Genomic DNA, 14,159 nt, shown 5'->3' on the forward strand with positions numbered 1-14,159 from the left:
TGAGTAAGAGGACGGGACATAAATTATATTTCTGGACCACTCTCTTTCCACTGTTATCTGCTCTTAACTTGCGATAGGCAAGTAAATGTGGGAGGAAATTCCGCTAAAACCACTAAAGGAGGAACAATAAATGGCTAAAAAAGGTAAAAAGTATCAAGAAGCAGCTAGCAAAGTTGATCGTACTCAACACTATAGTGTTGAAGAAGCAATTAAATTAGCTAAAGAAACTAGCATTGCTAACTTTGACGCGTCTGTTGAAGTAGCTTTCCGTTTAGGAATTGATACACGTAAAAATGACCAACAAATCCGTGGTGCAGTTGTTTTACCTAACGGTACTGGTAAATCTCAACGTGTATTAGTTTTCGCTAAAGGCGATAAAATCACTGAAGCTGAAGAAGCAGGTGCAGATTATGTAGGAGAATCAGACTACGTACAAAAAATCCAACAAGGTTGGTTTGATTTCGACGTAGTTGTTGCTACTCCTGACATGATGGGCGAAGTTGGTAAATTAGGTCGTGTATTAGGACCTAAAGGTTTAATGCCTAACCCTAAAACAGGTACAGTAACAATGGATGTTAAAAAAGCTGTAGAAGAAATCAAAGCTGGTAAAGTTGAATACCGTGCTGAAAAAGCAGGTATCGTACATGCTTCAATCGGTAAAGTTTCATTCGACGATGAAAAATTAGTTGAAAACTTTAAAGCTTTACAAGACGTTTTAGCAAAAGCTAAACCATCTTCTGCTAAAGGTACTTACTTCAAATCTGTTGCTGTAACTACAACAATGGGCCCTGGAGTTAAAGTTGATACTTCATCTTTCAAACTATAAATTTTAAATAATGCAACATGATTACAGACTGAAGGAAGCAATCTTTCAGTCTGTAAATTTTTTGTTGACTTATTACAACAAAGCAGTTATATTATTAATTGTGATTATTTTACCTAAGACAGTAGGAGTTATTTATAACTTAAAACTCATCCTACCGAGGCTAAAATTGACTTGAACGTGATGATTAATGATCTTTCAAGCACTTTTTGCCGTGGGTAGAAAGTGCTTTTTTTATTGCTATTAAAAAAAGCACCGAAAAAATTTAAATGGAGGTGTCTGAATGTCTGCTATCATTGAAGCAAAAAAACAACAAGTAGATACTATTGCTGAACAACTTAAAAATTCAGTATCAACAGTTATCGTTGACTACCGTGGTTTAACAGTAGCAGAAGTTACTGAATTACGTTCACAATTACGTGAAGCAGGTGTTGAGTACAAAGTTTACAAAAACACTATGGTTCGTCGTGCAGCTGAACAAGCAGGTATCGAAGGCTTAGATGAATTCTTAACAGGTCCTACAGCTATCGCAACTTCAACTGAAGATGTTGTAGCTCCAGCGAAAGTTATCGCAGGATTTGCTAAAGAACACGAAGCTTTAGAAGTTAAAACAGGCGTTATGGAAGGTAGCGTAATCTCAGCTGAAGAAGTTAAAACTGTTGGTTCATTACCTTCACACGATGGTCTTGTATCAATGCTTTTATCAGTATTACAAGCTCCAGTACGCAACTTCGCTTATGCAGTTAAAGCCGTTGGTGAACAAAAAGAAGAAAGCGCTGAATAATCGCGCATAAAAAATTAAATTAAATGGAGGAATTTTAAAATGGCTAATCAAGAACAAATCATTGAAGCAATTAAAGAAATGTCAGTATTAGAATTAAACGATTTAGTAAAAGCAATTGAAGAAGAATTTGGTGTAACTGCAGCAGCTCCAGTAGCAGCAGCAGGTGCAGCTGGTGGCGGCGACGCAGCAGCTGAAAAAACTGAATTTGATGTTGAATTAACTTCAGCTGGATCTTCAAAAATCAAAGTTGTTAAAGCAGTTAAAGAAGCAACTGGCTTAGGATTAAAAGATGCTAAAGAATTAGTAGACGGAGCTCCTAAAGTAATTAAAGAAGCTATGCCTAAAGAAGATGCAGAAAAACTTAAAGAACAATTAGAAGAAGTTGGAGCTACTGTAGAATTAAAATAGTTTCTACTCTCTAATTAAATAGTTAGGTTGAAGAGATTTGTTCGACCAACTTTATAAGTTTTGTCGAGTCAAATACAACCTGAATTCTTTGAGAAATTAAAACCCCGTTATTGCGATAACGGGGTTTTTAATTACCTTGTAATTATATTTAGTATTATAGATTAACTAGCTTAAGCATACGAATAAATTTTAATTGAGGTGTGGACATGAGTCACTACTATGATGAAAATCCTGAAGTGAAAAGCAATCAAAAGAAAATAAGTTATCATTTTGATAAGGTGCATTTAGAGTTCACGACTGACACAGGTGTGTTCTCAAAAGATAGAGTAGATTATGGTTCGGATTTGTTAATTAAAACATTTTTAAAGGAACATCCGCCTGGACCTAGTAAATATATTGCCGATGTTGGTTGCGGATATGGGCCTATCGGATTAACTATTGCTAAAATTTCACCACATCATCAATTATATATGTTAGATGTAAATAATAGAGCATTGGCTCTTACTGGAATGAATAAAACTAAAAATCAAATTGAAAATGCTGAAATAATAGAAAGTGACTGCTTGTCAGGTGTAAGTGATCAACAATTTGATTACATTCTGACAAATCCACCTATTAGAGCTGGTAAAGATGTAGTGCATAGAATTTTTGAAGAGGCTTATGGCAAATTAAAAGATCAAGGTGCACTCTATGTTGTGATACAAAAGAAACAAGGTATGCCATCTGCAAAGAAGAAAATGCAAGAATGCTTTAACCATGTAGAAGTCGTTAATAAGAGTAAAGGATATTATATTTTGAAAAGTTTAAAAGGTTGATTTCAAAATCGTATTCTGATATAGTTATAAAATGTAAAAATTTATGTTCAATAAGTGTGTACTTTTACGTAAAAGGATAAATAAATTAAGTATAAATATAAATCGAAAATGGTGTCATCATAAGTGTTGCCGTTTTCTTTTTGTCTTTTATATTCTTTATTGTGTCCTATTTCAATGTATAAGTAAAACACACAATTTTTGAGGGGTGAATCTGTTTGGCAGGTCAAGTTGTCCAATATGGAAGACATCGTAAACGTAGAAATTACGCGAGAATTTCAGAAGTATTAGAATTACCAAACTTAATAGAAATTCAAACAAAATCTTACGATTGGTTCCTTAAAGAAGGTTTATTAGAGATGTTCAGAGACATTTCTCCAATTGAAGATTTCACAGGTAACCTATCTTTAGAATTTGTAGATTATAGATTAGGTGAACCAAAATACGATTTAGAAGAATCAAAAAATCGTGACGCTACTTATGCTGCACCTCTTCGTGTCAAAGTACGTCTTATTATTAAAGAAACAGGCGAAGTTAAAGAACAAGAAGTCTTCATGGGTGATTTCCCATTAATGACAGACACAGGTACATTTGTAATCAATGGTGCTGAACGTGTTATCGTATCTCAATTGGTACGTTCACCATCCGTTTACTTCAATGAAAAGATTGATAAAAATGGACGTGAAAACTACGATGCAACTATTATTCCTAACCGTGGTGCTTGGTTAGAATATGAAACTGACGCAAAAGATGTAGTGTACGTTCGTATCGATAGAACTCGTAAATTACCATTAACTGTATTATTACGTGCACTTGGTTTTTCAAGTGATCAAGAAATCATTGATTTACTAGGAGAAAGTGAATATTTACGTAATACATTAGAAAAAGATGGTACTGAAAACACAGAACAAGCTTTATTAGAAATTTATGAACGTTTACGTCCTGGCGAACCACCAACAGTAGAAAATGCTAAAAGCTTATTATACTCACGTTTCTTTGACCCTAAACGTTATGATTTAGCAAGCGTAGGTCGTTATAAAGCTAATAAGAAATTACACTTAAAACATCGTTTATTCAATCAAAAATTAGCAGAGCCTATTGTTAACAGTGAAACAGGCGAAATTGTAGCTGAAGAAGGCACAGTACTAGATCGTCGTAAGATTGATGAAATTATGGAAGTTCTAGAAACAAACGCTAATAGCGAAGTCTTTGAACTTGAAGGTAGCGTTATTGACGAACCAGTTGAAATTCAATCAATCAAAGTATACGTACCTAATGACGAGGAAGGTCGTACAACTACTGTTATCGGTAATGCATTACCAGACTCAGAAGTTAAATGTATAACTCCAGCTGATATCATAGCTTCAATGAGTTACTTCTTTAACTTATTAAATGGCATTGGTTATACAGATGATATCGACCACTTAGGTAATCGTCGTTTACGCTCAGTTGGTGAATTATTACAAAACCAATTCCGTATCGGTTTATCAAGAATGGAACGTGTCGTGCGTGAAAGAATGTCAATCCAAGACACTGATTCAATTACACCACAACAATTAATCAATATTCGTCCAGTTATTGCATCAATTAAAGAATTCTTTGGTAGTTCTCAATTATCACAATTCATGGACCAAGCTAACCCATTAGCTGAGTTGACTCACAAACGTCGTTTATCAGCATTAGGACCTGGTGGTTTAACTCGTGAACGTGCTCAAATGGAAGTACGTGACGTTCATTACTCACACTATGGTCGTATGTGTCCAATTGAAACACCAGAGGGTCCAAATATTGGTTTAATTAACTCATTATCAAGTTATGCACGAGTAAATGAATTTGGTTTCATTGAGACACCGTATCGTAAAGTTGATTTAGATACGAACTCTATTACAGATCAAATCGATTACTTAACTGCTGATGAAGAAGATAGCTATGTAGTTGCCCAAGCCAACTCACGTTTAGACGAAAATGGTCGTTTCTTAGATGACGAGGTTGTTTGTCGTTTCCGTGGTAATAACACAGTTATGGCGAAAGAAAAAATGGATTACATGGATGTATCACCTAAACAAGTTGTATCAGCAGCTACAGCATGTATTCCATTCTTAGAAAACGATGACTCTAACCGTGCATTAATGGGTGCGAACATGCAACGTCAAGCGGTACCATTGATGAACACTGAAGCACCATTTGTTGGTACTGGTATGGAACATGTGGCTGCACGTGACTCTGGTGCTGCAATCACTGCTAAACACAGAGGTCATGTTGAGCACGTTGAATCTAGTGAAATTTTAGTGCGTCGTTTAGTTGAGGAAAATGGCACTGAACACGAAGGTGAATTAGACCGTTATCCATTAGCTAAATTCAAACGTTCTAACACAGGTACTTGTTATAACCAACGTCCAATTGTTTCAGTTGGTGACGTGGTTGAATATAATGAAATCCTTGCCGATGGTCCTTCAATGGAATTAGGTGAAATGGCATTAGGACGAAATGTAGTTGTTGGTTTCATGACTTGGGACGGTTACAACTACGAGGATGCTGTAATTATGAGTGAACGTTTAGTTAAAGATGACGTTTACACTTCTATTCACATAGAGGAATATGAATCAGAAGCTCGTGATACTAAATTAGGACCTGAGGAAATCACTCGAGATATCCCTAACGTATCTGAAAGTGCACTTAAAAACCTAGATGATAGAGGTATCGTCTATGTAGGTGCTGAAGTTAAGGATGGCGACATTTTAGTTGGTAAAGTGACGCCTAAAGGTGTAACTGAGTTAACAGCTGAAGAAAGATTATTACATGCAATTTTCGGCGAAAAAGCTCGTGAAGTTCGCGATACTTCATTACGTGTGCCACACGGTGCAGGTGGTATTGTACTAGATGTTAAAGTGTTTAATCGTGAAGAAGGAGACGACACATTATCTCCAGGTGTAAACCAATTAGTAAGAGTTTATATTGTTCAAAAACGTAAAATTCATGTTGGGGACAAAATGTGTGGTCGTCACGGTAACAAAGGTGTTATTTCTAAAATCGTTCCTGAAGAAGATATGCCTTACTTACCAGATGGACGCCCAATTGATATCATGTTAAACCCACTTGGTGTACCATCACGTATGAACATCGGACAAGTCCTTGAGTTGCACTTAGGTATGGCTGCTAAAAACCTAGGCATCCACGTTGCATCTCCAGTATTTGATGGTGCTAACGATGAGGATGTATGGTCTACTATCGAAGAAGCAGGCATGGCTCGCGATGGTAAAACTGTATTATATGATGGACGTACAGGTGAACCATTCGATAACCGTATTTCTGTAGGTGTTATGTATATGCTTAAACTTGCTCACATGGTTGATGACAAGTTACACGCACGTTCAACTGGTCCATACTCACTTGTTACACAACAACCACTTGGTGGTAAAGCACAATTCGGTGGTCAACGTTTTGGTGAGATGGAGGTATGGGCACTTGAAGCTTATGGTGCTGCATATACTTTACAAGAAATCTTAACTTATAAATCTGACGATACTGTAGGTCGTGTAAAAACTTACGAATCTATCGTTAAAGGTGAAAACATCTCTAGACCAAGTGTTCCTGAATCATTCAGAGTATTGATGAAAGAACTACAAAGTTTAGGATTAGATGTTAAAGTGATGGATGAGCAAAACAACGAAATTGAAATGGCGGACGTTGATGATGAAGATGCAACAGAACGCAAAGTAGATTTACAACAAAAAGATGCTCCTGAATCACAAAAGAAAACAACTGATTAAAAAGCACTTAAGATAAAAGGATTCTTAAAGAGGTAATGAAATGTGAATCATTTCAACCTCTTTAAGGTATTCGATTTCAATGAAGATAAATCAATCAAATAGCACAGCTAATCTAAATTGAAGGAGGTAGGCTCCTTGATTGATGTAAATAATTTCCATTATATGAAAATAGGATTAGCTTCACCTGAAAAAATTCGTTCATGGTCTTATGGTGAAGTTAAGAAACCTGAAACAATTAACTATCGTACTTTAAAACCAGAAAAAGATGGTCTTTTCTGTGAGAGAATTTTTGGACCTACGAAAGACTGGGAATGTAGTTGTGGTAAGTACAAACGTGTACGCTACAAAGGTATGGTATGTGACAGATGTGGCGTTGAAGTAACTAAATCAAAAGTGCGTCGTGAAAGAATGGGACACATTGAATTAGCAGCACCTGTATCACATATTTGGTATTTCAAAGGAATTCCAAGTCGTATGGGTCTATTGCTAGACATGTCTCCAAGAGCATTAGAAGAAGTCATCTACTTCGCTTCTTATGTTGTAGTAGATCCAGGCCCTACTGGATTAGAGAAGAAAACATTATTATCTGAAGCAGAGTTCAGAGAATATTATGACAAATATCCTAATCAATTCGTAGCTAAAATGGGTGCTGAAGGTATTAAAGACCTATTAGAAGAAATTGATTTAGATGAAGAACTAAAACTGTTAAGAGATGAGTTAGAGTCTGCTACTGGTCAAAGACTAACTCGTGCAATTAAACGTTTAGAAGTGGTTGAATCATTCAGAAATTCAGGAAACAATCCTTCATGGATGATTTTAGATGTACTTCCAATCATCCCACCTGAAATTCGTCCAATGGTTCAATTAGACGGTGGACGTTTTGCTACAAGTGATTTAAACGACTTATATCGTCGTGTAATCAACCGTAACAATCGTTTGAAACGTTTATTAGACTTAGGTGCACCTGGCATCATCGTTCAAAACGAAAAACGTATGTTACAAGAAGCTGTAGACGCTTTAATTGATAACGGACGTCGTGGTCGTCCAGTTACTGGACCAGGTAACCGTCCATTAAAATCACTTTCACACATGTTAAAAGGTAAACAAGGTCGTTTCCGTCAAAACTTACTTGGTAAACGTGTTGACTATTCAGGTCGTTCGGTTATCGCCGTTGGGCCAAGCTTAAAAATGTATCAATGTGGATTGCCTAAAGAAATGGCACTTGAACTATTTAAACCATTCGTTATGAAGGAATTAGTTCAACGTGAAATTGCTACAAATATCAAAAATGCGAAAAGTAAAATCGAACGCATGGATGATGAAGTTTGGGATGTATTAGAAGATGTTATCACTGAACACCCAGTATTACTTAACCGTGCACCAACGCTTCATAGACTTGGTATCCAAGCATTTGAACCAACATTAGTTGAGGGTCGTGCAATCCGTCTTCATCCACTTGTAACAACAGCTTACAATGCGGACTTTGACGGTGACCAAATGGCGGTTCACGTACCATTATCAAAAGAAGCACAAGCTGAGGCACGTATGTTAATGCTTGCGGCACAAAACATCCTTAACCCGAAAGATGGTAAACCAGTTGTTACACCATCTCAGGATATGGTATTAGGTAACTACTATTTAACATTAGAACGTAAAGATGCTGTTAATACTGGTGCGATTTTCAATGACACTAATGAAGTATTAAAAGCTTATGCGAACGGTCATGTACACTTACACACTCGTATTGGTGTGCATGCAAGCTCATTCAACAACCCAACGTTCACAGATGCTCAAAATAGTAAAATCTTAGTTACTTCAGTAGGTAAAATTATTTTCAATGAAATCATTCCTGATTCATTTGCATATATTAATGAACCTAGTCAAGCAAATTTAGAAGATACTACGCCAGATAAATACTTCATAGATCCGACTCAATTAGGTGAGGGTGGCTTAAAAGAATACTTTGAAAATGAAGAACTTATTGAGCCATTCAATAAGAAATTCTTAGGAAACATCATTGCTGAAGTATTCAATAGATTTAGTATTACTGACACATCTATGATGTTAGATAGAATGAAAGACTTAGGTTTCAAATTCTCATCTAAAGCTGGTATTACTGTTGGTGTATCTGACATCGTGGTACTTCCAGACAAACAAGATATCTTAGATGAACATGAAAAATTAGTTGAACGTGTAACTAAACAATATAATCGTGGTTTAATCACTGAAGATGAACGTTATAACGCTGTTGTTGAAATTTGGACTGACGCAAAAGACCAAATTCAAGGCGAATTAATGCAATCTCTTGAGAAAACAAACCCTATTTTCATGATGAGTGATTCTGGTGCCCGTGGTAACGCATCTAACTTCACGCAATTAGCAGGTATGCGTGGATTAATGGCTGCACCATCAGGTAAAATTATCGAATTGCCAATCACATCTTCATTCCGTGAAGGTTTAACAGTATTAGAATACTTCATCTCAACTCACGGTGCTCGTAAAGGTCTTGCCGATACAGCTCTTAAAACAGCTGACTCTGGTTACCTTACTCGTCGTCTTGTTGACGTTGCGCAAGATGTTATCGTACGTGAAGAAGACTGTGGCACTGACCGTGGTTTATTAGTTTCTGATATCAAAGAAGGTACAGAAATGATTGAACCATTTATTGAACGTATCGAAGGTCGTTATTCTAAAGAAACAATTCGTCATCCTGAAACTGATGAAGTAATCATTCGTCCAGACGAATTAATTACTGCAGATATCGCTAAGAAAATTACTGATGCTGGTATTGAACAAATGTACATCCGCTCAGCGTTTACATGTAACACTCGTCACGGTGTTTGTGAAAAATGTTACGGTAAAAACCTTGCTACAGGTGAAAAAGTTGAAGTCGGTGAAGCAGTTGGTACGATTGCCGCTCAATCAATCGGTGAGCCAGGTACACAGCTTACAATGCGTACATTCCACACTGGTGGGGTAGCAGGAAGCGATATCACTCAAGGTCTTCCACGTATCCAAGAAATCTTTGAAGCACGTAACCCTAAAGGACAAGCGGTTATTACTGAAATCGAAGGTGTAGTAGAAGACATTAAATTAGCTAAAGATCGTCAACAAGAAATTGTTGTTAAAGGTGCTAACGAAACTAGATCATATCTAGCTTCAGGTACTTCAAGACTTAAAGTTGAAGTTGGTCAATCAGTGGCACGTGGTGAAGTTCTTACTGAAGGTTCAATTGAGCCTAAAAACTACTTAGCAGTAGCAGGACTTAATGCGACTGAAAGTTACCTATTAAAAGAAGTTCAAAAAGTTTACCGTATGCAAGGTGTTGAAATCGACGATAAACACGTTGAAGTTATGGTTAGACAAATGTTACGTAAAGTTCGTATCATTGAAGCTGGTGACACTAAATTATTACCAGGTTCTCTTGTGGACATTCACAGCTTTACTGATGCTAACAGAGAAGCCTTTAAACACCGTAAACGTCCAGCAACTGCTAAACCAGTATTGCTTGGTATTACAAAAGCTTCTCTTGAAACTGAAAGCTTCTTATCAGCTGCGTCATTCCAAGAAACAACACGCGTTCTTACAGATGCAGCAATTAAAGGTAAACGCGATGACTTACTTGGACTTAAAGAAAACGTTATTATCGGTAAGCTAATCCCAGCAGGTACTGGTATGAGACGTTACAGTGATGTTCAATATGATAAAACATCAGCTCCTGTAGCAGATGTAACTGAAGATGTTGAGATTACTGAATAAATTTTAACTTGAGAGTGAGGAGTTAATACCTCACTCTCTTATATATTTATTTTTAAAAGCTTAGAGTTATTGTTGACTATGTGTATTAAAAAATGTTAATATATTAAAGGTTGATGCAAGCAGAACTTTGGAGGATATGTACATGTCTAATGAAAAAGTTGCACGCTTTAACAAACAACACTATGTAGTTGGTCTTAAAGAAACGCTTAAAGCGTTAAAGAAAGATCAAGTTGCATCATTGATTATCGCTAAAGACGTTGAAGTTCATTTATTAACTCGCGTGTTAAGCTATATCAATCAAGAAAATATACCAGTGACATTTTTTTCTAGCCAGCGGGCTTTAGGAGAATATGTAGGTATCAATGTTAATGCAACTATTGTTGCGTTATTGAATGAGAATTAGTAAGTATGATGCTTACTAAATTTTATTTAACCTTAAAATGAACCACCTGGATGTGTGGGATTAAAAAATGAAGAGAGGAGGACACATTCAATGCCAACTATTAACCAATTAGTACGTAAACCAAGAAAAAGCAAAACTAAGAAATCAGATTCACCAGCTTTAAACAGAGGTTTCAATAGTAAAAAGAAACAATTTACTAACTTAAACTCACCTCAAAAACGTGGTGTTTGTACTCGTGTAGGTACTATGACACCTAAAAAACCTAACTCAGCGTTACGTAAATATGCGCGTGTGCGTTTATCAAATAACATTGAAATCAACGCATACATCCCTGGTATCGGACACAACTTACAAGAACACAGTGTAGTACTTGTACGTGGTGGACGTGTTAAAGACTTACCTGGTGTGCGTTATCATATTGTACGTGGTGCACTTGATACTTCAGGTGTTGATGGACGTAGACAAGGTCGTTCATTATACGGAACTAAAAAACCTAAAAATTAAGTTTAAGATTACGTAAATTTTAAATACATTTTTAAAGATTATACTATAATAGGAAGGGAGGATTTACATTATGCCTCGTAAAGGATCAGTACCAAAAAGAGACGTATTACCGGATCCAATTCATAACTCTAAGTTAGTTACTAAATTAATTAACAAAATTATGTTAGACGGTAAACGCGGAACAGCTCAAAGAATTCTTTATTCTGCATTCGACTTAGTTGAACAACGTAGTGGTCGTGATGCATTAGAAGTATTCGAAGAAGCAATCAATAACATTATGCCAGTATTAGAAGTTAAAGCTCGTCGTGTGGGTGGTTCTAACTACCAAGTACCAGTTGAGGTACGCCCAGAACGTCGTACTACTTTAGGATTACGTTGGTTAGTAAACTACGCTCGTCTTCGTGGTGAGAAAACTATGGAAGATCGTTTAGCTAACGAAATCTTAGACGCTGCAAATAATACAGGTGGTGCAGTCAAAAAACGTGAGGACACTCACAAAATGGCTGAAGCAAACAAAGCATTTGCTCACTACCGTTGGTAAGATGAAAGCTTTTACCCTGAGTGTGTTCCGTTATAAGGTTTACCAATAATGGCTCATGCTTAGGGCATCGCCATATCTATAGTACTTATTCAGTAAATACTGGAAGGAGAAAAACACATGGCAAGAGACTTTTCTTTGAAAAATACTCGTAACATCGGTATCATGGCTCACATTGATGCTGGTAAGACTACTACGACTGAACGTATTCTTTATTACACAGGTCGTATCCACAAAATTGGTGAAACACACGAAGGTGCTTCACAAATGGACTGGATGGAACAAGAACAAGACCGTGGTATCACAATCACATCTGCTGCAACAACAGCACAATGGGATGGCCACCGTGTCAACATTATCGATACACCTGGACACGTAGACTTCACTGTTGAAGTTGAACGTTCATTACGTGTACTTGACGGTGCGGTTACTGTACTTGATGCTCAATCAGGTGTAGAACCTCAAACTGAAACAGTTTGGCGTCAAGCAACTACTTATGGCGTACCACGTATCGTATTCGTAAACAAAATGGATAAATTAGGTGCTAACTTCGAATATTCAGTAAGCACTTTACATGATCGTTTACAAGCAAATGCTGCACCTATCCAATTACCAATTGGTGCCGAAGATGAATTCGAAGCAATCATTGACTTAGTTGAAATGAAATGCTTTAGATATACTAACGATTTAGGTACAGAAATCGATGAAATTGAAATTCCTGACGATCACAAAGAAAGAGCTGAAGAAGCTCGTGCTCAATTAATCGAAGCTGTTGCAGAAAGCAACGACGAATTAATGGAGAAATATCTTGGTGACGAAGAAATTTCTATCGATGAATTAAAAGCTGCTATCCGTAAAGCAACTACTGACGTAGAATTTTACCCAGTACTTTGTGGTACAGCATTCAAAAACAAAGGTGTTCAATTAATGCTTAATGCAGTAATTGACTACTTACCTTCACCATTAGACGTTAAACCAATCATTGGTCACCGTGCTAATGACCCTGAAGAAGAAGTTGTTGCTAAACCAGACGATTCAGCTGAATTCGCTGCATTAGCATTCAAAGTTATGACTGACCCTTATGTTGGTAAATTAACATTCTTCCGTGTGTACTCAGGTACATTAACTTCAGGTTCATACGTGAAGAACTCTACTAAAGATAAACGTGAACGTGTAGGTCGTTTATTACAAATGCACGCAAACTCACGTCAAGAAATCGATACTGTTTACTCAGGTGATATCGCTGCTGCGGTAGGTCTTAAAGAAACAGGTACTGGTGATACTTTATGTGGTGAGAAAAACGACATTATCTTGGAATCAATGGAATTCCCAGAGCCAGTTATCCACTTATCTGTTGAACCAAAATCTAAAGCTGACCAAGATAAAATGACTCAAGCTTTAGTTAAATTACAAGAAGAAGACCCAACATTCCATGCACATACTGATGAAGAAACTGGACAAGTTATCATCGGTGGTATGGGTGAATTACACTTAGACATCTTAGTTGACCGTATGAAGAAAGAATTCAACGTTGAATGTAATGTAGGTGCTCCTATGGTTTCATACCGTGAAACATTCAAGCAATCTGCACAAGTTCAAGGTAAATTCTCTCGTCAATCTGGTGGTCGTGGTCAATACGGTGATGTTCATATCGAATTCACACCTAACGAAACAGGTGGAGGTTTCGAATTCGAAAACTCTATCGTTGGTGGTGTAGTTCCACGTGAATACATTCCATCAGTTGAACAAGGTCTTAAAGATGCTATGGAAAATGGTGTCTTAGCTGGTTATCCATTAATCGATGTTAAAGCAAAATTATTTGATGGTTCTTACCACGATGTCGATTCATCTGAAATGGCCTTCAAAATTGCTGCATCATTAGCGCTTAAAGAAGCGGCTAAAAAATGTGATCCAGTTATCTTAGAACCAATGATGAAAGTAACTATCGAAATGCCTGAAGAATACATGGGCGATATCATGGGTGACGTAACTGCTCGTCGTGGACGTGTAGATGGTATGGAACCTCGTGGTAATGCACAAGTTGTAAATGCCTTTGTACCACTTTCAGAAATGTTTGGTTACGCAACTTCATTACGTTCTAACACTCAAGGTCGCGGTACTTACACTATGTACTTTGACCACTATGCAGAAGTTCCTAAATCAATCGCTGATGAAATCATCAAGAAAAATAAAGGTGAGTAATTTAACTTGTTAAGACTAGCCATGCTAGGTTAAAATACAGGTTGAGCTTATTGTTAAGCTATCACTTTTATGATTTGATTTTTAAGGGTAAATGCATTATAAAAGAATTATAAATTCTTTTAGGCTTAACTCAATCAATTATCTTCTCATGATGGT

The 14,159-nt window shown here is 36.8% G+C and carries 10 protein-coding genes and 1 other annotated feature; all 10 genes read left to right on the forward strand.

Annotation, left to right across the window (positions count from 1 at the left end):
• Positions 1 to 130: 130 nt before the first annotated feature.
• The 10 genes from rplA to fusA all read left to right on the forward strand — a co-directional run bounded on the left by rplA (position 131) and on the right by fusA (position 14,003).
• A complete protein-coding gene (gene rplA, locus HMPREF3154_RS07395; protein ID WP_002452478.1) occupies positions 131 to 826 on the forward strand; it encodes a 50S ribosomal protein L1 in 696 nt (231 codons plus the stop codon).
• Between the two features lie 94 nt (positions 827 to 920).
• Positions 921 to 1,067, forward strand: a sequence feature (ribosomal protein L10 leader region).
• Positions 1,068 to 1,106: 39 nt separating this feature from the next.
• Positions 1,107 to 1,607, forward strand: a complete 501-nt coding sequence (gene rplJ / locus HMPREF3154_RS07400) for a 50S ribosomal protein L10 (protein WP_002433246.1) — start codon at positions 1,107 to 1,109, stop codon at positions 1,605 to 1,607.
• A 39-nt stretch (positions 1,608 to 1,646) separates the two neighbouring features.
• Positions 1,647 to 2,015: a 50S ribosomal protein L7/L12 gene (gene rplL / locus HMPREF3154_RS07405; RefSeq protein WP_002433406.1), complete on the forward strand. Its 369-nt coding sequence runs from the start codon at positions 1,647 to 1,649 to the stop codon at positions 2,013 to 2,015.
• A gap of 206 nt (positions 2,016 to 2,221) precedes the next feature.
• Positions 2,222 to 2,830, forward strand: a complete 609-nt coding sequence (locus HMPREF3154_RS07410; RefSeq protein WP_070474551.1) for a class I SAM-dependent methyltransferase — start codon at positions 2,222 to 2,224, stop codon at positions 2,828 to 2,830.
• A gap of 215 nt (positions 2,831 to 3,045) precedes the next feature.
• Positions 3,046 to 6,597 carry a DNA-directed RNA polymerase subunit beta gene (rpoB, locus tag HMPREF3154_RS07415; RefSeq protein ID WP_070474554.1) on the forward strand — a complete coding sequence of 1,184 codons (3,552 nt, stop codon included), beginning with the start codon at positions 3,046 to 3,048 and terminating at the stop codon, positions 6,595 to 6,597.
• 162 nt (positions 6,598 to 6,759) lie between these two features.
• Complete coding sequence (gene rpoC, locus HMPREF3154_RS07420) at positions 6,760 to 10,356, forward strand: DNA-directed RNA polymerase subunit beta' (protein ID WP_161799215.1); 3,597 nt, start codon at positions 6,760 to 6,762, stop codon at positions 10,354 to 10,356.
• A 142-nt stretch (positions 10,357 to 10,498) separates the two neighbouring features.
• Entirely contained in the window at positions 10,499 to 10,759 is a 261-nt protein-coding gene (locus HMPREF3154_RS07425; RefSeq protein ID WP_002433271.1) for a ribosomal L7Ae/L30e/S12e/Gadd45 family protein, read from the forward strand.
• 90 nt (positions 10,760 to 10,849) lie between these two features.
• The gene (rpsL, locus tag HMPREF3154_RS07430) at positions 10,850 to 11,263 is read left to right on the forward strand and encodes a 30S ribosomal protein S12 (protein WP_002433334.1); all 414 of its coding nucleotides are present in this window, start codon (positions 10,850 to 10,852) and stop codon (positions 11,261 to 11,263) included.
• A 70-nt stretch (positions 11,264 to 11,333) separates the two neighbouring features.
• Positions 11,334 to 11,804 (forward strand): 30S ribosomal protein S7, encoded by a 471-nt coding sequence (gene rpsG / locus HMPREF3154_RS07435; RefSeq protein WP_001137495.1) that lies wholly within the window; start codon positions 11,334 to 11,336, stop codon positions 11,802 to 11,804.
• A gap of 117 nt (positions 11,805 to 11,921) precedes the next feature.
• Positions 11,922 to 14,003 (forward strand): elongation factor G, encoded by a 2,082-nt coding sequence (gene fusA, locus HMPREF3154_RS07440; protein WP_002469900.1) that lies wholly within the window; start codon positions 11,922 to 11,924, stop codon positions 14,001 to 14,003.
• Positions 14,004 to 14,159 lie beyond the last annotated feature (156 nt).

Source organism: Staphylococcus sp. HMSC06C11 (assembly GCF_001808345.1).
In the GTDB taxonomy this organism is placed as follows: Bacteria; Bacillota; Bacilli; order Staphylococcales; family Staphylococcaceae; genus Staphylococcus; species Staphylococcus capitis.

What these genes read in the sequence shown, in the direction of transcription:
- rplA (WP_002452478.1), top strand. Translation starts at nt 131, where the DNA reads ATGGCTAAAAAAGGTAAAAAGTATCAAGAAGCAGCTAGCAAAGTTGAT.
- rplJ (WP_002433246.1), top strand. Translation starts at nt 1,107, where the DNA reads ATGTCTGCTATCATTGAAGCAAAAAAACAACAAGTAGATACTATTGCT.
- rplL (WP_002433406.1), top strand. Translation starts at nt 1,647, where the DNA reads ATGGCTAATCAAGAACAAATCATTGAAGCAATTAAAGAAATGTCAGTA.
- HMPREF3154_RS07410 (WP_070474551.1), top strand. Translation starts at nt 2,222, where the DNA reads ATGAGTCACTACTATGATGAAAATCCTGAAGTGAAAAGCAATCAAAAG.
- rpoC (WP_161799215.1), top strand. Translation starts at nt 6,760, where the DNA reads ATGAAAATAGGATTAGCTTCACCTGAAAAAATTCGTTCATGGTCTTAT.
- HMPREF3154_RS07425 (WP_002433271.1), top strand. Translation starts at nt 10,499, where the DNA reads ATGTCTAATGAAAAAGTTGCACGCTTTAACAAACAACACTATGTAGTT.
- rpsL (WP_002433334.1), top strand. Translation starts at nt 10,850, where the DNA reads ATGCCAACTATTAACCAATTAGTACGTAAACCAAGAAAAAGCAAAACT.
- rpsG (WP_001137495.1), top strand. Translation starts at nt 11,334, where the DNA reads ATGCCTCGTAAAGGATCAGTACCAAAAAGAGACGTATTACCGGATCCA.
- fusA (WP_002469900.1), top strand. Translation starts at nt 11,922, where the DNA reads ATGGCAAGAGACTTTTCTTTGAAAAATACTCGTAACATCGGTATCATG.